Origin of the sequence: Bdellovibrio sp. GT3, from assembly GCF_037996765.1 — a bacterium.
Taxonomy (GTDB): Bacteria; Bdellovibrionota; Bdellovibrionia; order Bdellovibrionales; family Bdellovibrionaceae; genus Bdellovibrio.
Map to the genome: position 1 here is coordinate 939,803 of NZ_JBBNAD010000004.1, position 22,081 is coordinate 961,883.

Consider the following 22,081-nt stretch of genomic DNA (forward strand, 5'->3'; position numbering starts at 1 on the left):
AACTCTGAATTGATTTAAAATCGGAGTATCAGATGAGTAAGGTGTGGTGGTTTTTGGCAGCATTGTTCATTGTTAGCCACGGATATGCGGTGGATGACTATTTTCCTTCAAGTGCAACAGATTCTTTCGGTTGTCGATTTGCGACCCCTGAAGTTGGTTCGGAAGTAATCCGGTATCATTGGGAAGGTGATTGCAGTGGTGGTTTCGCAAATGGATCTGGTCAAGTTCGATACTTCAAGGGCACTCCACAAGGTGGACGCGAACTAGTTTATATCATCAAAGGTGTCATGAAAAAGGGTAGATTTACGGGCAAAAAATTTGGCTCAAAATAGTTCAGTTGCAACTATGGATTTTCAAACACAATACGCGGTTTTACGCGAGCTTCTGGCTGTTCTGTAAATACAACACCTGTCCTGAATAGATACGGGTGGCTGGTTTTTTATGGAGCGGCCATGAACGGGCGTATAATTTCAGTTGAGAGCCACAACTGGAATGAACACAAGGAGTGTTGTATGAACAAAAGAATAATGGCTATTGCAGTTCTGTTGGCAGGAAGCATGCTGGGTGCGCAAGTAAACGCCAAACCATCCAGCGGGGTTATGTCCTCTTTGAATGTCTATTCATACTCGAAGGAAGTTAGTGATTCGCCAGGCGGGGACAGCAAGATGAGCACCCGAGTTTACGACATTAAAGTTGGTTATATAGGTGCAAGTGGTCTTTATCTGGGTGGGATGTACACCACGAGAAGTGATGAGTCAGGGTCCTCCACCACAGACGGAAATGCACTCGCTGCTTCGATTGGGTACGTTGGCGAAGCAGGTGTTTATATCATGGGTCACTACATCGTTTCGGCAAAATTTGGGGACTACAAGGAAGGCACAGGCTTTAAAGCGGATTTGGGTTATCTATATATGGTGAACAATGTGGTGTTCGTCGGGGCAGAGCTCACTTACCGCAGTATCGATTACAAAAAGAATGATTCCATTCCAAACCTTGATAGTCACAAGGTCTCTGAAACCTTCCCGATGTTGTCAGTGGGTGTGGTGTTCTAAGCGCGAACCTTTTTCAGAATATAAAATCCAAAGTACATGCTGTTAAATAGAATCAGCGCAAGCAAGTCCTCAATCACAATGGGGGCTTGGCGTGTGATCAATAAAAAGATCAGGAATGAGTTGATCGCAACAACACCCACGGCAATCAATGCCGTTCTTATCGTCAGGTGTTTTAGAATAAACTCAGTAGTCACAAATCCGCCTTTAAATGCGTTAATGTGAAAAGCCTATAAATTGGTTTCGATTTAATGGCACCTTATTCTCAAGAAATTATCAATACGATGAAGCAGGGCGGCTCGAAATAGGGGCCTAAAGCCGGACAAAGAAAGCTTTGTCCGGTACCGGTTTGGACAAAGTCTGGTCTGTCCAGGATTGTGAATATCGCCCTTTATTTAAAATTTACAAATGCCGCCAAAAAGTAGAAACACCATCTCGTTCGAAACGATTTAAGTTTAAAAACAAAAACACTTATTACCTTAAAGGGGAATAAAATGAAAAAATTCGTAGCAATGATCGCTCTATTGGCTGGTTCTACTGCAATGGCTCACACTGCAGACACTTCTTGGGAAGTTCTTGAGAACGATCCAACAATCAAAATCGAAGCTGGCACTGTATTCATGGGTTCTGCAATTGACTACACTTTCGTGTGTGTTGATGGCGCTAACCTACGTACTAAAAAACCAGTAGCTCAATACGATGTTATCACTATCGGTAAAAACCAACGTAAAGAAATCTACAAAGGTTCTAAATACCTTTCTACTCCAATCAACTACACTCGCACTGCTTGGGAATGTGACTGGAACGTTAACGGTAAACACCGCACTTGCGCAGACAAAGTTGTTTCTGGCACTTACGCGTTGACTGTAACTGCTAAAGTTTCCAAAGTTCTTAACACTAAGAACGGTTACGAGAAATTCTTGTTCAACAAGCAATTGTCTGTTCCAAACTGCCGTTAATTTGCAGTAGGAGCTAATTTGGGGTCTAACGCTAGGCCCCAAACTTGTTTGTCTCGTTGCATTGTACCCCTTCTTGCGATAGTGAAAGCCATCAAAATTGAAGGGGATCAATGGAGATTCAAAGCGCCGAACTTAAACCTGCTGTAAGCACAATACCGGATCAAGTATCCCAGGATATTGAAGCTTACTTGTTGCGTTTTAAGGACCCAAAAAAGGGTCTGAGCATGCTTGCGACGAAGTCCCGGATCCACGTAAAGACTCTGAATAGATTGCGAGAAAAAACTCACAATCCCAATTACTCTACTCTTTACAAACTGTACTCCTGCTTGTTGGAAACCAGTGATTTACATCACTTGGTCGAAAAAACGCCTCCTTTGGTTCGCGAAAAGCTTGAGAAAACAGATCCTCAATTAAAGTCTTCGCCTCTTCATCGCTTCAGTTTTGATCTTGAAGCAGATTTGCAGAAAGATCCTTGTTTCACTGAACTTTATGTTTTGTCTGAAACCCGCCCTTTCGACGCCAGTTTCGTTCAACAGAGATTCGGTTCTTATGGTCTTAGCGTGCTCGAACGCATGATTGACCTTAAGGTTCTCCGACCCCTCGGGAATGGACTTTATGGCCAAGGTGAGGTGAGAGCACCATTTTCATCCCAAACGATCAAATCAGTAGGGGTGAGACTCACAGAGCGATACTTAAAGCCGGAGAATTCCGACGTTAACTTCGCAAACTTTATGTCCTTGTACTTCGAAAATGTAAGCGAAGAGACATATCGTGAATGGATTTTGATTGAAGAGCGCGCATTCAAAGAACGCGTCGCACTTCTGGAAAAGCCGCAGGCAAAAGGGAATATCCCGGTATTTGCTTTTACGGCGATTGATACACTTTTGGAGACTGAATAATGAAACTGTTTATCGCACTACTTATTGCTTCTGTTTTAGTTGTTGGCGCAAGCCAAAGTGCATACGCTGGTGGCGGATCTTCCGGTGGTTCTGGCAACCAACCTCCCCACGGTACAGGTCGCTAGTCGATTCTGAAAAATTTTGATTTAAAAACTAAAAAACCCGGTACAGCAATGTACCGGGTTTTTCTTTTTTGGCTAGTAGATGCCTAAGATCTTCCACCAAGCGGCGCCTAGGCCCATGAAAATCAGAAGGTAGACAACAGAGAAGATGAATCCGATTCTCCACCAGTCCTTCAATTCCACATAGCCGACACCGTACAAGATCGGAGCTGGTCCGTGCGCGTAGTGAGTCAGTACGCCGGAAAGTGAGCCCGTAAAGCCCAGCATCAATGCCAAGAGCTTGCCTTCAATGCCGACCGCAATACCGACTGCCAACATGGCAGAGTACATGGCTGCCACGTGGGCCGTAGCACTGGCAAACAGGTAGCGCGTATAGAAGTAAACCAGGATCACCGCGGGGAATGCCCAATACCATGGCAAGTGACCCAGTTCGGATTTAACGATGGCGCTAAACCAGCTGACAAAGCCCAGTTGATTTAAGCCCTCTGCCATCATGACCAGGGCAGAGAACCAAACCATGGTGTCCCATGCGCCCTTTTCGCCTTTAACGTCTTCCCAAGTAAGGACTCCGCTTAGCAACAGGAATCCCAAACCAATCATCGCGCCCACAGTGGCATCAATTTTTAACTGTGGTCCAAAAATCCACATCACCAAAAGCATGACGAAGGCGACCACCATCAACCACTCGTTGCGAGTAACTGCTCCCAGATCTGTAAGCTTTTTCTTCGTGTCCTGCTGAACAGCTTTGGTGTCTTTAAGTTCCGGTGGATAGATTTTAAATAGCAACCATGGCGTTAGAATCAAACACACAAGACCAGGAACGATGGCAGCCGTGGCCCAGCCTCCCCAGGAGATTTCCACTCCCAGGTCTTTTGCAAATTTTTGGCACATGGAGTTTGATGCCGTTCCGGTGATAAACATCGCAGCACCCAGCAAATTGGCATAATAAGAATTCAAAGTCAGATAAGCGCCCATTTTTCGGTGAGTTTTTGGGTCTGCTGGATCTGAGCCAAAACCCATGGAAATGGATTTCATAATGGGCATCAGAATACCGCCAGCACGAGCCGTATTACTTGGTGTGGCCGGCGCCAGAACCAAGTCTGAAAAAGCCAGGCCATAGGCGATTCCCAATGGGGATCCACCCAGTTTGACGATAAACCAATAAGCGATTCGTCTGCCCAGTCCTGTTTTGATGAATCCACGCGAAATAAAAAACGCGATGGTAATCATCCAAATGGTGCCATTGCCAAAACCACTTAAGGCCAGCTTAACTGATTGTGACATGTCGCCAGGCGCGCGCAGTTGCAGTGCTGCGACCAAGGCGATGGAAATCATCGAGATGCTTCCCATGGTGGCCGCCTTGATGACGATTCCGAAAATCGCGGAAATAAATATTGCGAATAAATGCCAGGCATTTTCCTTTAATCCCTCGGGCGGGGGAGTTATCCAAAGAAGGACGCCAAGAATTAGTACGGCAATCCATGCTTTATAGTTCATTTCCTTTTCGTTGTTCATTTGAATCCTTTCAGTCGGCAAGTAAAAGGGTAGGGGTAAACCGATTCAGTGTAAAGAAGCTTTGGTTTGTTAATCTTTTTGAAATCAAAAAAATATTGTGAAGGCGTATTCAGTAGCTTGCGTTGGTAGGCAAGACAGGTATCATGGCTGTAATGCGAATCAGACAAGTTGGATTTTCCTCAAGACTCAAGGCTCATCGAAAACTTCTTACGTATGAAACTTTGAAATTCATCGTGGAGTATTTGCGAGATGGAAACGCACGTTTGGCGGCATTTCGCTCTGGCGTGCCAGAAAATTATGCCTCTAAACAAGGAGCCTGGCTTAAGAAACATCCCATTGTGTTGGCTGCGATGGAGTCCGAAGTGGACGAGCGGGACATGTTGCGTTTGCAAAAAGCAGTCGTGGAAATGGAACATCAGATGGACATTTGCAAAGACATTTTAGGTTTACAGGATTTTTAATGAATAGAATTTATAAGTTAGTCTTGTCTCTGATCGTGGGTTTTCCTGTTGTTTCACAGGCGCAACTTTTTTCAGCCATGGCTCCGCCCAGCCGGCAAAAAGGCGTGCTTTCCTATTCCGGTTCGATTCAGCCTGAAACTAGTTTGGCGGATGGTAGTGAAAATGCCAGCATGAATCGTGGTACAGTTGTTGCGACAGTTCCGGTCTATAAAACTGATCAGGAGGCCTGGGCGGTGACAACGCTGGGGAATTGGATAGATCTTTACCCCGATCAAAACAACATTATGCCGGATCTTTATCAGGTGGATGTGGGAGTGACCTACAGCCGTATGATTGATGAAAAGAAATATTGGGCGGCAAATGCGAATTTTGGTTCTGCCAGTGATAAGCCTTTTAAAGATCCCAGTGTGAATACGATTGGGGCGAATTTCTTTTATATCGATCCAGTGGATGAAACTGCCACTTGGATTTATCTGGTGAATTACTCGAACAATCGCCCGATTTTAAATAACATCCCGATTCCGGGCTTTGCCTACATGTACACTCCGTCCAAAACGTTCCGCGGAACTTTCGGGGCTCCCTTTGCACAAATATACTGGGAATTCGTCGATCAATGGTCGTTAAACTTTTTCACTTTGATTCCGTGGGTGATAAAAACGTCCGTGGACTATTCTATTGCGGGTCCGATGAAGGTTTCTTTGGGGCTCGATTTCTTTCAGTCGACTTACTATATTTTTGGTCGGGAAAATCGTCAGGATCGGTTGTTTTATGATGAGAAGCGCCTGTTCCTGGGCTTCAAGTCACCTCTTTCAAAAACCTTTATGTTTGAGGCCGAAGCTGGGTATTCCTTTGATCGCCGGTATTTCTCGGCCGAGAACTATGAGCCAAACCCAACTAATGCGGTGGCCTTGGGCAGTAGTCCCTACGTTAAATTGAATTTAACGGCATTCATGTTTTGATTTGTTTTAGCGGATCGCTGGAAGAAAGCGAGAAACGGAAGCATTAGCAAAAAACACCGGCTTCTGCGTTTTTGCAGAAGCGATTTTCAGGTAGCTGCTCAAAAGCAGCGCCAGGAAAATAAAGAACCAATTGCTTGGCGAAAGGTGTAAAAGCATACGTCCCTAGGAGCTTTTTTTGCTCTTCAAGTAACCTACATAGTATTCGATACCGCTGGTTATACTCAAAATGACGCTAACCCACAAGACCGCGTAGCCAACTTTGTCCAAATAGGGGATATATTCGTCCACGTTTCCAATAATTACACAGGGAATGGCCACCATTTGCATAGCGGTCTTCCATTTTCCAGCTGGCTTCGCGTCAATTATGATTTGATCTGCCGCAGCAACGGAGCGGATGCCGCCGATAAAGTTGTCCCGGGCCAGGATAATGATCACCATCCAGGCATCGATTTTACCCAAGGCCAGGAGCATCGCCAGGATGCTGGTGACTAAAATCTTGTCAGCTATGGGGTCCATGAATTTCCCGAAATTGCTGACAGCATTGTATTTGCGGGCGTAGTAGCCATCGAAATAGTCAGTGATGGATGCCAACATAAACAGCACAGCGGCGACGATATTCCAAGCAAGCTTGTCGGGCCACATTGCGCCCACCACCAATGGCACCATAAAAATGCGACTGACGGTGATTCTCATAGGAAGATTTTTTTGCCACTCAGTGACTGCCATGCGTTCTCCGAAAAAAAATAATGCGTAGACTTAAACTAACAATTTAGTCTAGAAATAATCAATGTTTATTCATCGTCACAAAGTGCAGTTTTACGAAACAGACCTCATGGGAATTGTTCATCACAGCAATTACCTGCGTTTTTACGAAGAAGCGCGGGTTGCGTGGGCCATTGGCAAAGGTTTGATCGATTACCAAAAACCGGAATCTGCCAGTTACTTTGCGGTGTATGAAACACAGGTGAAACACTTGAAGCCCACGTTTTTCGGGGACGATCTGGAAATTGAAGTGCAGGCCCGGGTTGAGGGCATGCGTTTGATTTTTCAGTACCGCATGCGAGGGCGTGGCGACAGCACGTGTTCGGTCGCACAAACTGTGCACGTGGCGTTGGGGAAAGATTTAAAACTTATGAGATTACCGGCCGAAATCAGGGCCGCAGTGGAGAAAGAATCATGGACAGAAACCTGGCTTTAGAATTTGTACGTGTAACCGAAGCAGCAGCACTTGAATCCGCTCGTTGGATGGGTCGTGGCGATGAAAAAGCCGCGGATGCAGCAGCGGTGGATGCCATGAGAAAAGCTTTCGACGTTCTTCGTATGGACGGAACTGTGGTTATCGGTGAAGGTGAGCGTGATGAAGCTCCGATGCTTTATATCGGGGAAAAAGTCGGGACTAAAACAGACGATGCTCCGGCATTGGATATCGCTTTGGATCCATTGGAAGGCACGACGATCTGTGCAACAGGTGGACCTGGTTCCATCTCTGTGATCGCGGTCGCTGAAAAAGGTAAATTCCTGCACGCGCCAGATACTTATATGGATAAAATTGCCTGTGGTCCCGGTGCCAAGGGTAAAATCGATATCGACAAAACTCCGACTGAAAATGTCATGGCTGTTGCCAAGGCTTTGGGTAAAGAAGTGAGCGACATGACTGTGGTGATTTTGAACCGCCCTCGTCATAAAGAGTTGATTGATGAAGTTCGTAAAACAGGTGCGCGTATTCAGCTGATCGGTGACGGCGACGTTTCTGCAGCTGTTTCTGCTGCATGGCCTGATTCTGGTATCGATTTGCTTATCGGTATCGGTGGAGCACCGGAAGGTGTGATCTCCGCAGCTGCAATGCAATGCCTGGGTGGGGACTTCCAAGGTCGTCTGAAATGGAGAAACGAGGAAGAGAAAACTCGTGCTTCTAAAATGGGTCTTAAAGATCTTGATAAGAAGTTTACCTGTGATGAACTTGCCAGCGGATCAGTTATGTTTGTGGCAACCGGAATCACAGATGGATCCTTGTTGAAGGGTGTTCGTTTCCTTCCAGACGGAAAAGCAAAAAGTCATTCGATCGTGATGCGTTCTCAGACGGGAACAATCCGTACAATCGAATCCTTCCACGATTTCACCTGGAAAAAGAGAAAATCCTAATCTATGAGTGGCAAACTTTTTTGTTTCAGCTGCAAAAAAGAAATGTCTTTCAGTGGGCAGATCGGCCGTCGTGAGGAATGCCCTCACTGTCGTGCCGATGTCCATGTTTGTAAGAACTGTGATTTTTGGGATCCGAAAGTTTATAACGAATGCCGCGAAACTCAGGCGGATGTTGTGCGCGAAAAAGATCGCGCTAATTTCTGTGACTACTTCACTCCCAGAAAAGGCGGAGCGGGTCAGGAAGATCAGGCAGCCAAGTTAAAAGCCGCTGCAGAGGCCCTGTTTAACTTTAACAAAAAGTAGAGTGCAGGACGTTCGTGCCCGGAATTCCCGGTCCTTGGGGATTCTTTATAATGAATTCGAAATTTAAATTGCGTCTTCGGTCGGTGGCTATGGGGCCCCTTTCTGGAGTATCATTTTTAATGTGACCTGTTTGGGAATTTCGAAGGAGGGCTCAAATGCCTAACAAAGAAACGACTCCAAAAAACGGTGCAAGAACCAGTGGTAAAGCGGATTCCCCTCCACGGTTTTCCGAGGATACGCACAAACATCTATCTGGCGATACGCAGAAGCGTATACGGGCATCAGAAGAGCTGCCTGCCGAGGAAGGTGCAGAGATCCGGGAAGGCAAAAATGAGGTGACTCCAAAACTGGATCATGAAGTTAGAAGGGATTCAAAATACGCCACCAATGCTGAATCTTTGCGTAACAGTGAAGTAAATCAGCCCAAAGGTGGTCATGAGAGTGGAAGAGATGGTAAAACTCGAACACATTAATTTGTAAGTTGGAGTAAATATCAAACTCAGAAACTCGAGTAAGAATGCGCAACATACGTGTTGCGCATTTTTTATTTGCGTACAAAGCGGACGGGCTGCAAAACTATAATATCTTCGCAATCATGGACTCCATAAGATGACTTCTTGTGACGCAGCTGATACCGTGAATTGACATGAAAACATTGAGCCCGGTGGTTGTCGATAATATCAATTTGGATTTCTGCCGTCGTAGCAAAGCTGCGGCCGTAGGCTTTACCGTCGTGTTTGGCATCTTGTTGATTAAACCCATTGCAACCTCTCCGGAGTTTTCCCTTCTCCATCAATTGGCCGCAGGAATCGGATTTCTCTGCAGTCTGACGCGTTTGTTTTTCGCCATTAAAATCAGCCGTGGTGGATTTAAAATCATGTATCGCTGGGGTAAGATACACGCCGGTATCATCGTTGTAGCTACGACCTGTATGAGTGTTTTATGTTCTTTGGGTTTTTGGGATCCGCAAAACTCTGATTCAAAAATATTTGTCACTTCGTTTATCGTCAGTGCCATTATGGCAGGTTCCGCCACTTCGCTGGCACTGAAACCACGCATCTCGTTTTATTTCCTTTTCATGGTTGGGATTGTTCCCGGAATGCTTTTGGCATTTTCCAATCATCAAGGGGAGCTTCCTTACGGCATCTGGACGATTTTCGTTTTCACTTTCGTTGTGTATGTTTACGGAAACTCCCGCGAGTTTTTCCAAAGCATGGTGGCCAGGTATGAAACAGAAGAAGCACTGAATATTGAAAAACAGAATCTGACTTTCGCAATCCAGCAGTTGAAAAGCACCCAGGATGAATTGTTGAATCAAAAGTCCCGTGCTGAATATTCGGCAAAGCTGGCTTCATTGGGTGAGATGGCCGGGGGCATAGCCCACGAAATCAACACACCTCTGAATGTGATATTACTCTCCGCTGAACAACAGATGGAGCTTATGGACGATTCGGAGATCAACAAACCGCTGATGAAAGAGTCGATTGAGAAAGTTCAGTCCACCACCAATCGTATTGCTGCCATTGTGCGCGGTCTTCGCACCTTTGCCCGGGATGGCGCCAAGGATCCTATTGAGCCGGTTCCGTTGCAGATGTTGATCGATAACACCTTGTCGCTATGCTATGAAAAATTCAAACTCAACAATGTGGATCTGCGTCTTCCACCAGTGACTGATCTGGTGTTGCATTGTCGACCGGTGCAAATATCACAGGTTCTTTTGAATTTATTGAATAATGCTTTTGAGGCGATTCGCGAACTTCCGGAAAAGTGGATTGCCATTGAAATTAAAGATCTTGGTGAAATCATTGAAATTCGTATTACTGACAGCGGCAGCGGAATTCCTGCTGAAATCCAAGCGGAAATCTTCAGACCCTTTTATACGACGAAAGAGATCGGTAAAGGGACGGGCCTGGGCCTTAGTATCTCAAGGGGTTTGATCGAAGCTCATCATGGGCAATTGTTTTTGGATACCAATCACCAGCAAACGAGTTTTGTGATTCATTTGCCAAAATAGTTTTGCAGGCCCAGCGTTTAAAGTTAATTAAGAGCGTGCTTAACCATATCCAAAAGTTCGGTCCGGTTGACGGGTTTTAATATAAAGCCCACGCAATTGGGATTTTTACGTAGTTCGTCCTCGTCGCCGCCAACATAGCCCGAGATAAACATGACGGGTGTCTTGGTTTCTGCTGTGGAGCTGATTCTTTTTAACAGTTCAAAGCCATCGCAAACGGGCATACGAATGTCACTGATGATTAAGTTCGGTTTCCAGGATTTGAGCTTCTCAAACCCAACGGAACCATTTTCCGCCAAGGCCACTTCGTAGTCCGCTTTGGTCAGGAAGTAAGAGATAAGGTCGCGCAGATCTTTTTCGTCATCAACGATGAGTATTTTTTGTTTCACTGACTCTGGGCTCCTTAGGATACTTTGTATAAAATAATACTCGCAGATTTGTCCAGCTAAGTCCCAGAGATGAACCCAACATTAAGGCGATGTAACATAAGTGTGTTTGGTGGTCTAGGCTAGCGTTGACTGTCTGTGAACTGAAAGTCACAGTGTTTGCATATGGCAAAAGCATCAACGACAGAAGTTTTCAACTGCACCCCAGAGCAATTCTTTAAAATCATTTCTGATTACGACAAATACCATGAGTTTTTAGCAGAAGTGAAACAATGCAAAGTCCTTAAAACCGAAGGCAATCGTAAATTGGTTGAATACAACGTTGCGGTTGTAAAAACCTTTAAATACTCCCTTTGGATGACAGAAACTGCTCCAAGCAGCATCACTTGGGAATTCGCCTCTGGAGACATGTTTAAAACTTCAGTGGGTTCCTGGAAACTTCAGGATGAAGCTGGTAAAACACGCGCCACATATTCTGTGGAAGCGACTTTCAATATGTTTGTGCCAGGTCCTATTGCCAACGCCTTGGTCAGTGTAAATCTGCCAAACATGATGAGCTCTTATCATAAGCGAGTGAAACAGTTGTATGGCGTCTGATTCCGGCTCCAAGAAAGATGACAAAGAATCTCCAGCGGACTTTAAAGGTCTTCTGGGTGACACGGTAAAAAAAGTTTTTACCGCGGGTGTCTCTGCCGCTTTTATGAGCGAAGAGGGGCTTAAATCTTATCTTTCTGAATTGAAGCTGCCGAAAGAGGCATTGAATCTGCTGATTCAAGGTGCAAACAAATCCAAAGATGAAATCACCCAGCGTGTGACCAAAGAGGTTGTGGGAATTATTCAGAAGATCGACTTTGTGAAGGAATTTTCCAAGTTCGCGGAAACGCATAAATTTAAAATCACTGCCGAGATCGATATCATTAAAAAAGACTCCGGCAAAAGTAAGCCCACTGACGAAGCCTAGACCTAAATCCGTCTCAAGTTGAGAAAAATCAGACCGATAAGAGTGTCATGATGGAAACAGAAATCCTGACATTCATATCGGTTTTGCTTTTTTGTTTTTGCTGCCGCCAACTGATTCATTCAGTGGTTCAGCCGATTCCTCTTTTGGCTTCCGAAAGACCTTACGCACATCGCGCCATGCAACTTGGCAAGGGCTATAAAATTATGGCTTGGGCTTTGATGACTTCGGTCTTTATGGTCGGTACCGCTGTGTCATTTTATCAGGTGTTTACAACAATCTGATTCCTGTGTTTGACTGGGTGAGGAGGTGTTTGTGAGCTCCTTTTCCACTGTCAATCCTGCTACGGGTGAGCAATTAAAAAAATTCGAACACGTCACCTGGGATCAGGCCGAGCTGATGATCCTGGATGCAAAAAATGATTTCAACCAATGGCGCAAATTCAGTTTCCTGGAGCGCTCGAAAGTCCTTAACAATCTTGCCGCAAGTCTACGTAATCACAGTGACGATCTGGCATTGCAGATGCATTTGGAGATGGGGAAGCTGATCCCGGAAGGAAAGGCCGAAGTTGAAAAATGCGCGGTCACCTGTGAGTACTATGCCAAAGAGGCGCCAGGGATGTTGCGCAATCAAAGCAGTGGTTCCCCCTATCAAAGTGCCGAAGTCAGTTTTCAACCCTTGGGTGTGATTTTTAGTATCATGCCGTGGAATTTTCCCTTGTGGCAGGTGATTCGCTTTGCAGCCCCGGCCTTGATGGCGGGGAATGTGATTATTTTAAAACACGCGGATTTAACCGCCGGGGTTTCAGAAAAGATCGGGCAGATTTTTAAAGATCTGGTTCCGGGTCTGGTGCTGCTGCGCAATTGTCAGGCGGATCACTCCGTCGCAGAAAAAATTATCTCTCACCCTCTGGTTCGCGGTGTGACTTTCACCGGCAGCACTGAAGGGGGCCGTTCTGTGGCAACCACTGCTGCAAGGAATCTGAAAAAAATCGTGCTGGAGCTGGGAGGCAGTGATGCCTACATCGTTTTGGATGATGCGGATGTTTCCTGGGCAGCGAAAACCTGCGCGAAAACGCGATTGCAAAACTGTGGACAAAGCTGTGTTGCTGGCAAACGCTTTATAGTCGTGGAAAAAAATCTGGCGGAGTTTTTAAACGCCATGGAGCACGAGATGAAAATTCTGCCCCTGGCTCCTTTGGCAAGTAAAAGATTTCAGGAAACCATCATCACCCAAGTTGAGAAACTTAAAAACTGGGGTGGTAAAGTGCTTATGGGGGGCACCGCACCTCAGGGGCCGGCGGCCTTTTATCCGGCGACCCTGGTGTTGTTTGAAAAAAACAATTCCGAGGTTCATCACGAAGAGGTCTTCGGGCCGGTGGCGCTGGTCTTTGTTGCGAAAGACGCTGCGGAAGCCATGGCGATCGCAAATGCCTCTCCGTTCGGTTTGGGCGGAGGCATCTTTACGAAGGATCTGCAAAAGGGCAAAGAGCTGATTGAAAAGGAAATGGAAGCGGGATTTGTGGTCGTGAATGACTTCGTAAAATCTGACCCGCGCGTGCCTTTTGGTGGAGTCAAAGAATCCGGATATGGCCGGGAGTTGGGACATTTTGGAATTATGGAATTTGTTAACGTCAAGACGGTCGGAGTGGGAGCGGTTCAGTGAAGCGATTGACCGCAAAGGTGCGTGCCAAGCAGGATTTGGATCATCAGGTTTGGAAGTTGATTAAGAAATTTGAAATTCAGGATAAAAAAATTCTGGTGGCCTTGTCTGGTGGCGTGGACTCGGTGGCGTTGCTGACTGTTCTGTCAAAACTGCTGCCCGGCGCTCAGCTGGGAGCGTGTTATTTTCATCACGGTGACGACAATAACCAGGAGTATCGCAGCGACGCTTTGGAGTACTGTGAAAAGCTTTGTAAAAAGCTGAGCGTGTCTTTTTTTGCACTAAAATCAAAAGCTCTGGCAAAGTCAGAGGCCCAATATCGTGAACAGCGGTATGAGGCGCTGGCGCGTCTGCAGCGAGATGAAAACTTTGAGGTCCTTGCCACAGGACACCATGCCGACGACCTGCTGGAAACACGTTTGATGCGCATTGTGCGTGGGACAGGGGGCCAAGGTTTGGTTGCAATGTCCTATTTCAGTGGCGGTGTCTTCAGGCCCTTTCTTGAGACGCCCAAGGTCGAGTTGCGAAAGTACCTGCGTGCTGAAAAAATACGCGCCTTTGAGGATCCCTCCAATAGACTGCTGGACCCATTTCGTAACTGGATTCGTGAAGACTGGTTGAAGTCCCTGGAGAAACGTCAAAAAGGGGCAGTGAAGAGTCTGGCAAGGTCCCTGGAGATCCTTGCTCAGGAGCTGCAATCCGTTGATCACAAGCCGGGAAGTGATTTGTTGGCCCTCAATGAGGCTTATAAGTCACAGAAAACGCAGGGGCTTTCACGGGCCTATTATCTAACGTTAACTCCTTTTGAACAAAGAAGACTTTTGGCTCAATACCTGTTTTCCCTCGGAAAACGAGATTTTTCACAATCTCAACTTGAAGAAGTTCAAAAGCGCCTGGACAAATCGCAGAAAGTGATCAGCTTTAAGGTCAGCGGTTGTCAGTGGGAAATTAACGCAGAGCAAATCAAGGTCGAGTCCTGATTTCCCCTCTGAAAAACCTCTTAAAGTTGCTTTTATTAGCTCACAGCTTCTGTTAGTCTTAAATGGTTTCTATCTGGACGAGAGAAGTGAGCGAAAGGAATCGAAATGCGATCTACTCAGAAAACGCTGGCTCTATGGTTTTTCCTAATCATCATGGCTGTGTTTCTATTTCAAGCCTATGAGAGCAAGCATCAAAAACTAATTGGTGAATTCAATTACTCGAAATTCACCGAGGCGGTAAAAGCGAAGGAAGTCGCAACCGTTACATTCCGTCAGGAATCCAGTGAGATCCTGGGCGAAATGAAACCGGAGTTCGAGAAAAAGTACAACGGCCTTCATTTCCAAATCGTGGGTAACACCCAGGATGAGGGATTTAAATTTCTTGAAGCCAACGGCATCACGCCAAACTACGAGCGTGCTGACAACGGTGGGTTCTTCCAATCATTCATCGTGAACTGGTTGCCATTGATTTTGATCGTGGCGATGTTCCTGTTCATCATGCGCCAGATTCAAGTCGGCGGTGGTAAGGCGATGTCCTTTGGTAAATCCCGTGCGCGTCTTTTGACGGAGCATAAGAACCGTGTGACTTTCAAAGAAGTTGCGGGTGTGGATGAGGCGAAAGACGATCTTCAGGAAATCGTAAGTTTCCTGAAGGATCCAAAAAAATACACAAAACTGGGTGGCCGTATTCCAAAGGGTGTTCTTTTGGTGGGTTCTCCGGGTACAGGTAAAACCTTGCTTGCGCGCGCGGTAGCGGGTGAAGCGGGTGTGCCGTTCTTTACAATTTCCGGTTCTGACTTCGTTGAGATGTTCGTGGGTGTGGGCGCTTCCCGTGTCCGTGACTTGTTTGAACAAGGTAAGAAAAATGCTCCGTGCTTGATCTTTATTGACGAGATCGATGCTGTAGGTCGCCATCGTGGTGCCGGCATGGGTGGTGGTCATGACGAGCGTGAGCAAACTCTGAATCAGCTTCTGGTTGAGATGGACGGTTTTGAATCCTCTGAAGGTGTGATCATGATCGCAGCGACGAATCGTCCTGACGTTCTGGATCCTGCACTTCTGCGCCCAGGTCGTTTCGACCGTCGCGTGGTTGTGAACAAACCAGATCTTAAAGGCCGTGAGCAAATCCTGGGCGTACATACTCGCAAGACTCCACTGGGTCCTGACGTGGATACTTCTAAAATCGCTCGTGGTACTCCGGGCTTCTCGGGTGCAGACCTTGAGAACCTGGTGAATGAGGCAGCCCTGGTGGCCGCTCGTTCTGACAAAAAGTATCTTGAGATGGAAGACTTTGAAAAAGCCAAAGACAAAGTGATCATGGGTTCTGAAAGAAAATCCATGGTGATTTCTGAGGAAGACAAGCGTGTGACTGCGTACCATGAAGCAGGCCATACACTGGTAAATAAAAAACTTCCAGGTTTGGATCCGATCCACAAAGTGACGATCATTCCTCGCGGCATGGCTTTGGGTGTGACTCAGACTCTTCCAGAAAAAGAATCTGTGTCGTTGTCCAAGTCCACAGCTGAAAACATGATCGCCTTCTTGTTCGGTGGTCGTGCAGCTGAAGAAGTGATCTTTAAAGATGTAACGACAGGTGCGGGTAACGATATTGAACGCGCCACTTCCATCGCTCGCCGCATGGTGTGTGAATGGGGTATGTCGAAACTGGGTCCTTTGGCGTTTGAGAAATCAGGCGGGGAAGTGTTCCTGGGTATGCAATATGGACATCAAGGCCACAAAGAATACTCTGAAGCAAAAGCGGAAGAGATCGATGCGGAAGTTTCTAAAATCATCAACACAGGTTACGCAATTGCGGTTCGTATCCTGACTGATAACAAGCAGGCTTTGGAATCTTTAACTCAAGCATTGCTTGAATACGAAACGATCGACGGTCACGAAGTGGACATGATGATCAATGGTGCTGCGGTTTCTGAAATTGAAAAATACAGAAATAACCGCCGCGATACGAACCTGGCTCTGGCAGAGGCCTCCGGGATCGGCAAGAAGGACGACTCGGGTTCTGATCCGGTCGGTAACACAGGGCCAGTGACTATATAGTGAAAATTTGGAAGCTCCGGGGAAACTCGGAGCTTTTTGTGCTTTAACCCCATTACTTTTTTTGATTGGGCATCCGGATGTTGCAGCAGTTTTTAGACAACCTGATCTTTATCGTTCAGCATTTGCGCGTGCAAGATGCGATCGACATGATTTTGGTGTGGATGGTTGTTTATCGAATTCTGGTTTTGATCAAACGCACAGGTACAATTCAAATGCTCTCAGGATTGGGAGTTCTGGCAATCGGGTACATCCTGAGTATCTGGCTTGAGTTGTTCACGTTTAACTGGATTCTTGAAAAGTTCTTCTCAAATTTGTTTGTGATCGTGGTGGTTCTGTTCCAGGCCGAGATTCGTCGAGCCCTGGCACACATCGGTTCCAACCCGTTCTTCTCAGACGCTTCCACAGTGCAGGAAACCCAGGTGATCGAGGAGATCGCCAAGGGTGTGATTCAAACTGCGCAAAAGGGCTTTGGTGCCCTTGTCGTGGTGGAGCGTGAGATCGTGATCGATTATCATATTGAATTCGGCACCGAAATGGAATCCAAAGTCACTTCGGAGTTGCTGGTATCCATTTTCCACCCGGAAAGTCCTATGCATGATGGAGCAGTGCTGATTCGCAATGGTAAAATTCATTCTGCGGGCTGCTTTTTGCCTTTAAGCAAAAATCCGGTTTTGGATAAGAACTTGGGGACGCGTCACCGTGCCGCTATCGGGTTAACGGAAGAGACCGATGCCTTGGTGTTTGTGGTTTCTGAAGAAAATAAATCCATTGGTATCGTTCAAGGGGGGCACCTGAGTCCGAATGTGGAGCTGGGTGATATCCGTAAAGCGTTGTACGAAACGTTTGGTCTTAAGTACAAAGCCTTCTCACAGCAAGGAGATCTGTCATGAGACGTCGCTGGTCGGATGCTGTGACCGAAAATTTCAGTTACAAAGTGGTAGCCTTGTTTATATCCCTGATTCTGTGGTTGACCATTTTGGGGCGCCGGGATTTTGTATTAAGTAAAAACGTGGATATCGAACTCTCTACGGCTCCAGGAACCCATGTGGTAGCGCAGACTGCAGACCACATCAAGGTAAAGGTTTCAGGGCCACGGGCTGCTTTGAAGAAGTTTATGGAAAGCTCTTTGTCTCAGAATATCAATCTTGATATCTCTCATCGGGGCACAGGGGTCATTTATGTCGATATTCCGTTGAATAAGATCGATGTGCCACTAGGGGTGAAAATCCTGGGGGTTCGTCCTAATCAGATTCAAGCCGAAGTTTTGGAAATAAAGGACAGCGGAAATGACAAACAAAAAGGTCAGTAAAGTGGAAAAGAAAACAGCAAAACTTTTTGGAACAGACGGTATTCGCGGGACTGCCAATCAGTACCCAATGACAGCGGATATGGTTGTAAAAATCGGTCAGGCGATCGGTCATATTCTTCAAAAGCAAAAATACAATGCACATCCGTCTCTGCGTAAAGTGGTTATCGGTAAGGACACGCGTCTTTCCGGTTACATGATTGAACAGGCTCTGGCGAGCGGTTTGAACTCCATGGGTGTTCATGTGCAGCTGGTGGGACCACTTCCGACTCCAGGTATCGGTTACTTGACTCGCACAATGCGTGCGGTGGCGGGGATCGTGATTTCAGCTTCTCACAATCCGTTTCATGATAACGGGATCAAAGTGTTCGGAGCTGATGGATTTAAAATTTCAGAAGATATGGAGCGCGAAATCGAACGCCTGGTTTTGGAAGAGGATTTGAATGCTCTTCTGCCACCATCAAAAGAAATCGGTCGCACTCGTCGTATCGACGACTCCCAAGGTCGTTACATCGTTTATTGCAAAGGCACATTCCCCTTGGAATACACTTTGGATGGAATGCGTATCGTTCTGGATACTGCCAACGGTGCTTCCTATAAAGTCGCTCCGTCCATTTTCCAGGAGCTGGGAGCTGAAGTTATTCAAATGGGTGATGATCCCAATGGCACAAACATCAACGACAAAGTCGGTGCTTTGTATCCGCAAAAATTGGCGGAAGCTGTGGTTCAGTACCGCGCTGACGTGGGTATCAGTCTTGATGGTGATGCGGATCGCGTGATCATGGTGGACGAAAAAGGTGATATCGTAAACGGGGACCGTATTCTTGCAATCTGTGCTTTGCACATGAAAGAGCGTGGTCTTTTGAAAAAGAACACCTTGGTGGCAACACAAATGTCGAACTTCGGTCTGGAAAAAGCCATGAACGATGCGGGCATCAACGTGGTTAAAGTCGGCGTTGGTGACAAGTACGTTGTCGAAGAGATGCGTAAAAATGGTTACAACCTGGGTGGCGAACAATCCGGCCATATCATCTTCCTGGATCACACCACAACAGGTGACGGCTGTATCGCAGCCTTGGGTGTGTTGGCAGTTATGAAGCAAACCAATAAGCGTGTGAGTGAACTTGCGCGCGTGTTTGAAGACATGCCTCAAGTGTTGATCAATTGCCGCGTAAAACGTCGTCAAGAGCTTGATCAGCTTAAAGGCTACAACGAGTTGATTAAAGATATCGAAAGAAAATTGGCTGGCAACGGCCGCGTCTTTGTCCGCTTCTCAGGAACCGAACCAGTGATTCGTGTTTTGGTGGAAGGTAAGGATAAAGCCGAAATTTCCCATTTTGCAGAAGAGATCGCGTCCTTCCTTGAGAAAGAACTTAGCTAATGAAACATAAAATTCGTTTGGGCGTGAATGTTGATCACGTCGCTACACTTCGTCAGGTTCGTGGTGGCACTACGGCTTACCCGAACCTTCTGGATATGGTTAAAAAGTCCGTAAAGGGCGGCGCAGAGCAAATCACGATTCATTTGCGCGAAGACCGTCGTCACATTCAGTTGGAAGACGTAAAGCTCCTTTCCAAGGAGTGTCCGGTGATGCTGAATTTGGAAATGGCCGCGACTCCGCAGATGGTGGCTTATGCCAAAAAATACCGTCCGGACTGGGTGTGCTTTGTTCCTGAAAAGCGTGCGGAACTGACCACTGAAGGTGGATTGGACGTAAAAAAAGGTTTTAAAAAAATGGCTCCGATGGTTGAGAAGCTTCAACGCATGGGAATTGAAATCTCCATGTTTATCGAGCCTTCCATTGAACAAGTTGAAGCATCCTATGAAATCGGCGCGGACGCGGTAGAGTTCCATACGGGAAAATGGGTTCACTTGTCGGGTTCCAAAAAAACCAAAGAATGGAATCGCCTGGTTGATGCTGCCGAGTGGGCAAATTACCTGGGGTTGAATGTGCATGCGGGCCACGGTCTGGATTATGCACACTCCAAGGAAATCAATAAGTTGCCATACCTGCAGGAAGTGAACATCGGACACTCTTTGGTTTGTTATGCGCTTGAATACGGAATGGAAGAGTCCGTTCGTAAAATGCGCAAAATCTTAAAGTAATTCTTTATGTCCACGATTTTGAATTCCCAAACCCACATCAAATCCACAACAGAACTTAAAGTGTTTTGGCAGGAGTTCCTGCCACACTTGAGTGATCGCTGTGTTTTGTTGTTAAGTGGGGATGTCGGTGCTGGCAAGACAACGTCGGTGCAGGCCATCGCTGCTATTTTGGGAATGAAAGACGTGCAATCACCTTCGTTTGCGATCCATCTGCGCTATGAAAACGCCGAGGGCCGCGCTATGGATCACTTGGATTTGTACCGCCTGAACGATGACGACGATCTGGAGAGCTCCGGTTTTTGGGATCTGTTTGCTCCTAAACAGGGATTGGTGGTGATCGAATGGGCTCAGCGTCTGGATTACGACTACCTGCCTTTGAACTGGCAACGGGTCGAAGTCAGTATCACCAAAGGTCCTAACGAATCCGAGCGCATTATCAATTCACGCCTGCTCTAAAGGTACGGACTTACTTCATCCCGTAATGGTGTCTCTGTATTTCTTCAGGCTCTTCCTGCTTTTTCTCTCGAACTTGCAGGGCGGAGTAAAATTGATTGTATCAGGAGGTAAAACTCTATGAAGACCAACTCCCCTGAAAACCAATCTCCGCAAGACATTGCGTCGCCCAAGTCATCCATTAAGAATGCCCGGAAATTTGCCTGGAGGATATTCCTGCAGGCCGGGGAGATCGGTAAGGATTTTTTTAATTAAGCGGCTTGCAGGCCTTTGGTGAACTCACTGGAGATCTTCTCTGCCAATGTCAGCGACGTTTTGTTGTAAGCGGATTTTTCCGCAAAGCCCATCAACATGCCGACCAGTTTTTCCTCCATCACAATCGGAGTGAGAGTGACGTGATCCGGGATGGCGCCCTGATTCCATTGCTCAAAGAATTTTTCATTCAATTCATTCAATGAAATGTAACCATGGAAAGGCTTTTGAGTCGAAGCCACGATGTTAAAGATGCTTGGAGTTTTAAGCGGCACACGCAAGGACGTGTCTTTGATGTCCTGGAAGTTTTCATCCCATGCAAAAGCCGTCACTTGGGATTCTTGTTCATCCAAAGTCAGAATCATGGATTTTGCAAAGTGCGCTTTCATTTCGGAAAGAGCACGTTTGATTTTATCCGGCAGCACATTGCTGTTTTTCTTTTTGATTTTCTCCAATGAAAAGTGGCTGCTGGCCACAGGATTCATTGTTGGTTTTGCCACACCCGTTGGGCGAGCCACGATAGGTGCAATGGGTTTGTTACCAAAGCTGTCTTCGCTTAATTCAGGCAAATCATCCACCGGTGGCGGTGGAGGTGCTGATGAAGAAGGAATTTTAGCAGCAGGTGTTGCTTGTTTTTCCAAGACCGGTTCAACGCGCGCAAGGCTTGGACGAGCCTCCATCACCGTGTGCTCAAAAGTCTGTTGAATTTGTTCCTGGGAGGCATTTTTAGTGTTTAAAATTGCATCCACCGGAGTTTCTTCCGTCAGGGGAGCTGCGGGCTCACCATCAGCGGAAATGGATTGAAGCTTAACCACTGGAGTGTCAAAGAGACCTTCCAGTCCACCCATTTCCTCAGGGGAAGATTCAGAACCTTCTTCGGAAACTTCAATTTCCGGATTGGATTCCTCAGAGGAAGCCAGGTCGCCAAGATCATCAAAAGAAAAGCTGTCGCCGGATTTTTTCGCGGCTGGAGCTTTCAAAGAAACTTCAAAACCTTCCGGCATTTCGGATTCAGATTTTGCCGGAGACTGCCAGGAGTTCCAGCAATTTTCCAACACATCATGGGGAGCAAGTACGAAAACAGCACCAGGATTTAAAGGGAAATCCTGTGGCGGTTGCAGACATGCCACTACAAGAATGCCATCCCACTCCGCCACAGGCAGACACTCCGCCGTCCAGGAGTAATGCGTCGCCCACTTAGCTAACATTTCTTTGCGAGGAGGAGTTTCTGTAAAAAATCTTGCCTGAAGCCGAGGAAGTTTATAATGAGCCATCGCCCAAGGAAAATATTCGTCGGGTTGGATGTGGTTTTCCTTCAAGGCATACCCCAAAAGGCTCAATGGCGAACCAGCGGCCGCGTGAGAATCGGTAAGTCCTTGAAGTTTATGTTTAAAATGCTCAAACCATTCTAAAGTGCTCATTGTCTTGTTTATCGGCTTTTCCCAATGAAAACCTGAGTCTAGGTCTAGGAGGGCTGAATTTTTTGCAGCATTGCTTACT

30 protein-coding genes are annotated in these 22,081 nt (G+C 46.5%); 24 read left to right on the forward strand and 6 right to left on the reverse strand.

Annotation, left to right across the window (positions count from 1 at the left end; translation table 11 throughout):
* Positions 1–32: 32 nt before the first annotated feature.
* The gene (locus AAAA73_RS06120) at positions 33–332 is read left to right on the forward strand and encodes a hypothetical protein (protein ID WP_340597304.1); all 300 of its coding nucleotides are present in this window, start codon (positions 33–35) and stop codon (positions 330–332) included.
* Positions 333–512: 180 nt separating this feature from the next.
* On the forward strand, positions 513–1,052 hold the full coding sequence (locus AAAA73_RS06125) for a hypothetical protein (protein WP_340597305.1): 540 nt from the start codon (positions 513–515) through the stop codon (positions 1,050–1,052).
* Here AAAA73_RS06125 and AAAA73_RS06130 read toward each other — a convergent pair.
* Entirely contained in the window at positions 1,049–1,246 is a 198-nt protein-coding gene (locus tag AAAA73_RS06130; RefSeq protein WP_340597306.1) for a hypothetical protein, read from the reverse strand. The two genes, AAAA73_RS06125 and AAAA73_RS06130, sit on opposite strands and share 4 nt — an antisense overlap.
* Positions 1,247–1,543: 297 nt before the next feature.
* On the opposite strand from AAAA73_RS06130, the gene AAAA73_RS06135 reads away from it, so the two are divergent.
* The 3 genes from AAAA73_RS06135 (at position 1,544) to AAAA73_RS06145 (ending at position 3,032) form a co-directional block, all read left to right on the forward strand.
* Positions 1,544–2,008: a hypothetical protein gene (locus tag AAAA73_RS06135; protein ID WP_340597307.1), complete on the forward strand. Its 465-nt coding sequence runs from the start codon at positions 1,544–1,546 to the stop codon at positions 2,006–2,008.
* A 110-nt stretch (positions 2,009–2,118) separates the two neighbouring features.
* Complete coding sequence (locus tag AAAA73_RS06140) at positions 2,119–2,907, forward strand: hypothetical protein (protein ID WP_340597308.1); 789 nt, start codon at positions 2,119–2,121, stop codon at positions 2,905–2,907.
* Positions 2,907–3,032 (forward strand): hypothetical protein, encoded by a 126-nt coding sequence (locus tag AAAA73_RS06145; RefSeq protein ID WP_340597309.1) that lies wholly within the window; start codon positions 2,907–2,909, stop codon positions 3,030–3,032. Before AAAA73_RS06140 ends, AAAA73_RS06145 begins: the two co-directional genes overlap by 1 nt.
* A gap of 72 nt (positions 3,033–3,104) precedes the next feature.
* On the opposite strand, the gene AAAA73_RS06150 is transcribed toward AAAA73_RS06145, so the two are convergent.
* Positions 3,105–4,544 (reverse strand): anion permease, encoded by a 1,440-nt coding sequence (locus AAAA73_RS06150; protein ID WP_340597310.1) that lies wholly within the window; start codon positions 4,542–4,544, stop codon positions 3,105–3,107.
* Positions 4,545–4,696: 152 nt separating this feature from the next.
* Here AAAA73_RS06150 and AAAA73_RS06155 point away from each other — a divergent pair, with 152 nt between their 5' ends.
* Positions 4,697–5,005 (forward strand): hypothetical protein, encoded by a 309-nt coding sequence (locus AAAA73_RS06155; RefSeq protein WP_340597311.1) that lies wholly within the window; start codon positions 4,697–4,699, stop codon positions 5,003–5,005.
* Positions 5,005–5,964: a hypothetical protein gene (locus AAAA73_RS06160; protein ID WP_340597312.1), complete on the forward strand. Its 960-nt coding sequence runs from the start codon at positions 5,005–5,007 to the stop codon at positions 5,962–5,964. Before AAAA73_RS06155 ends, AAAA73_RS06160 begins: the two co-directional genes overlap by 1 nt.
* Positions 5,965–5,970: 6 nt before the next feature.
* Here AAAA73_RS06160 and AAAA73_RS06165 read toward each other — a convergent pair whose 3' ends face one another.
* Positions 5,971–6,120 carry a hypothetical protein gene (locus tag AAAA73_RS06165; RefSeq protein WP_340597314.1) on the reverse strand — a complete coding sequence of 50 codons (150 nt, stop codon included), beginning with the start codon at positions 6,118–6,120 and terminating at the stop codon, positions 5,971–5,973.
* Positions 6,121–6,126: 6 nt separating this feature from the next.
* Positions 6,127–6,690 (reverse strand): CDP-diacylglycerol--glycerol-3-phosphate 3-phosphatidyltransferase, encoded by a 564-nt coding sequence (gene pgsA / locus AAAA73_RS06170; RefSeq protein ID WP_340597315.1) that lies wholly within the window; start codon positions 6,688–6,690, stop codon positions 6,127–6,129.
* 61 nt (positions 6,691–6,751) lie between these two features.
* Here pgsA and AAAA73_RS06175 point away from each other — a divergent pair, with 61 nt between their 5' ends.
* The 5 genes from AAAA73_RS06175 to AAAA73_RS06195 all read left to right on the forward strand — a co-directional run bounded on the left by AAAA73_RS06175 (position 6,752) and on the right by AAAA73_RS06195 (position 10,423).
* Positions 6,752–7,162, forward strand: a complete 411-nt coding sequence (locus AAAA73_RS06175) for an acyl-CoA thioesterase (protein WP_340597316.1) — start codon at positions 6,752–6,754, stop codon at positions 7,160–7,162.
* Positions 7,141–8,106 (forward strand): class II fructose-bisphosphatase, encoded by a 966-nt coding sequence (glpX, locus tag AAAA73_RS06180; protein ID WP_340597317.1) that lies wholly within the window; start codon positions 7,141–7,143, stop codon positions 8,104–8,106. The genes AAAA73_RS06175 and glpX overlap by 22 nt, the downstream gene beginning before the upstream one ends.
* A 3-nt stretch (positions 8,107–8,109) precedes the next feature.
* The gene (locus AAAA73_RS06185) at positions 8,110–8,409 is read left to right on the forward strand and encodes a hypothetical protein (RefSeq protein ID WP_340597318.1); all 300 of its coding nucleotides are present in this window, start codon (positions 8,110–8,112) and stop codon (positions 8,407–8,409) included.
* A gap of 155 nt (positions 8,410–8,564) precedes the next feature.
* Entirely contained in the window at positions 8,565–8,882 is a 318-nt protein-coding gene (locus AAAA73_RS06190) for a hypothetical protein (protein ID WP_340597319.1), read from the forward strand.
* A 173-nt stretch (positions 8,883–9,055) separates the two neighbouring features.
* Positions 9,056–10,423 (forward strand): sensor histidine kinase, encoded by a 1,368-nt coding sequence (locus tag AAAA73_RS06195; protein ID WP_340597320.1) that lies wholly within the window; start codon positions 9,056–9,058, stop codon positions 10,421–10,423.
* Positions 10,424–10,446: 23 nt separating this feature from the next.
* Here AAAA73_RS06195 and AAAA73_RS06200 read toward each other — a convergent pair whose 3' ends face one another.
* Positions 10,447–10,809: a response regulator gene (locus AAAA73_RS06200; protein WP_340597321.1), complete on the reverse strand. Its 363-nt coding sequence runs from the start codon at positions 10,807–10,809 to the stop codon at positions 10,447–10,449.
* Between the two features lie 162 nt (positions 10,810–10,971).
* On the opposite strand from AAAA73_RS06200, the gene AAAA73_RS06205 reads away from it, so the two are divergent.
* From AAAA73_RS06205 to AAAA73_RS06260, 12 genes are all read left to right on the forward strand, one after another.
* On the forward strand, positions 10,972–11,403 hold the full coding sequence (locus tag AAAA73_RS06205; protein WP_340597322.1) for a type II toxin-antitoxin system RatA family toxin: 432 nt from the start codon (positions 10,972–10,974) through the stop codon (positions 11,401–11,403).
* Complete coding sequence (locus AAAA73_RS06210) at positions 11,393–11,767, forward strand: hypothetical protein (RefSeq protein WP_340597323.1); 375 nt, start codon at positions 11,393–11,395, stop codon at positions 11,765–11,767. The genes AAAA73_RS06205 and AAAA73_RS06210 overlap by 11 nt, the downstream gene beginning before the upstream one ends.
* 47 nt (positions 11,768–11,814) lie before the next feature.
* Positions 11,815–12,048, forward strand: a complete 234-nt coding sequence (locus AAAA73_RS06215; RefSeq protein WP_340597324.1) for a hypothetical protein — start codon at positions 11,815–11,817, stop codon at positions 12,046–12,048.
* Between the two features lie 31 nt (positions 12,049–12,079).
* Positions 12,080–13,429, forward strand: a complete 1,350-nt coding sequence (locus AAAA73_RS06220; protein WP_340597325.1) for an aldehyde dehydrogenase family protein — start codon at positions 12,080–12,082, stop codon at positions 13,427–13,429.
* Positions 13,426–14,406, forward strand: coding sequence for a tRNA lysidine(34) synthetase TilS (tilS, locus tag AAAA73_RS06225; protein ID WP_340597326.1), 981 nt, complete (start codon positions 13,426–13,428; stop codon positions 14,404–14,406). The genes AAAA73_RS06220 and tilS overlap by 4 nt, the downstream gene beginning before the upstream one ends.
* Before the next feature lie 105 nt (positions 14,407–14,511).
* Positions 14,512–16,464, forward strand: a complete 1,953-nt coding sequence (gene ftsH, locus AAAA73_RS06230; protein WP_340597327.1) for an ATP-dependent zinc metalloprotease FtsH — start codon at positions 14,512–14,514, stop codon at positions 16,462–16,464.
* Positions 16,465–16,541: 77 nt separating this feature from the next.
* Positions 16,542–17,354, forward strand: a complete 813-nt coding sequence (gene cdaA / locus AAAA73_RS06235; RefSeq protein ID WP_340597328.1) for a diadenylate cyclase CdaA — start codon at positions 16,542–16,544, stop codon at positions 17,352–17,354.
* On the forward strand, positions 17,351–17,773 hold the full coding sequence (locus tag AAAA73_RS06240; protein WP_340597329.1) for a hypothetical protein: 423 nt from the start codon (positions 17,351–17,353) through the stop codon (positions 17,771–17,773). The genes cdaA and AAAA73_RS06240 overlap by 4 nt, the downstream gene beginning before the upstream one ends.
* Before the next feature lies 1 nt (position 17,774).
* Entirely contained in the window at positions 17,775–19,151 is a 1,377-nt protein-coding gene (gene glmM / locus AAAA73_RS06245; RefSeq protein ID WP_340597536.1) for a phosphoglucosamine mutase, read from the forward strand.
* Positions 19,151–19,876, forward strand: a complete 726-nt coding sequence (locus AAAA73_RS06250; RefSeq protein WP_340597330.1) for a pyridoxine 5'-phosphate synthase — start codon at positions 19,151–19,153, stop codon at positions 19,874–19,876. The genes glmM and AAAA73_RS06250 overlap by 1 nt, the downstream gene beginning before the upstream one ends.
* Before the next feature lie 6 nt (positions 19,877–19,882).
* On the forward strand, positions 19,883–20,332 hold the full coding sequence (tsaE, locus tag AAAA73_RS06255; RefSeq protein WP_340597331.1) for a tRNA (adenosine(37)-N6)-threonylcarbamoyltransferase complex ATPase subunit type 1 TsaE: 450 nt from the start codon (positions 19,883–19,885) through the stop codon (positions 20,330–20,332).
* A 117-nt stretch (positions 20,333–20,449) separates the two neighbouring features.
* On the forward strand, positions 20,450–20,584 hold the full coding sequence (locus AAAA73_RS06260; RefSeq protein ID WP_340597332.1) for a hypothetical protein: 135 nt from the start codon (positions 20,450–20,452) through the stop codon (positions 20,582–20,584).
* On the opposite strand, the gene AAAA73_RS06265 is transcribed toward AAAA73_RS06260, so the two are convergent.
* Entirely contained in the window at positions 20,581–22,002 is a 1,422-nt protein-coding gene (locus tag AAAA73_RS06265; protein WP_340597333.1) for a hypothetical protein, read from the reverse strand. The two genes, AAAA73_RS06260 and AAAA73_RS06265, sit on opposite strands and share 4 nt — an antisense overlap.
* Positions 22,003–22,081 lie beyond the last annotated feature (79 nt).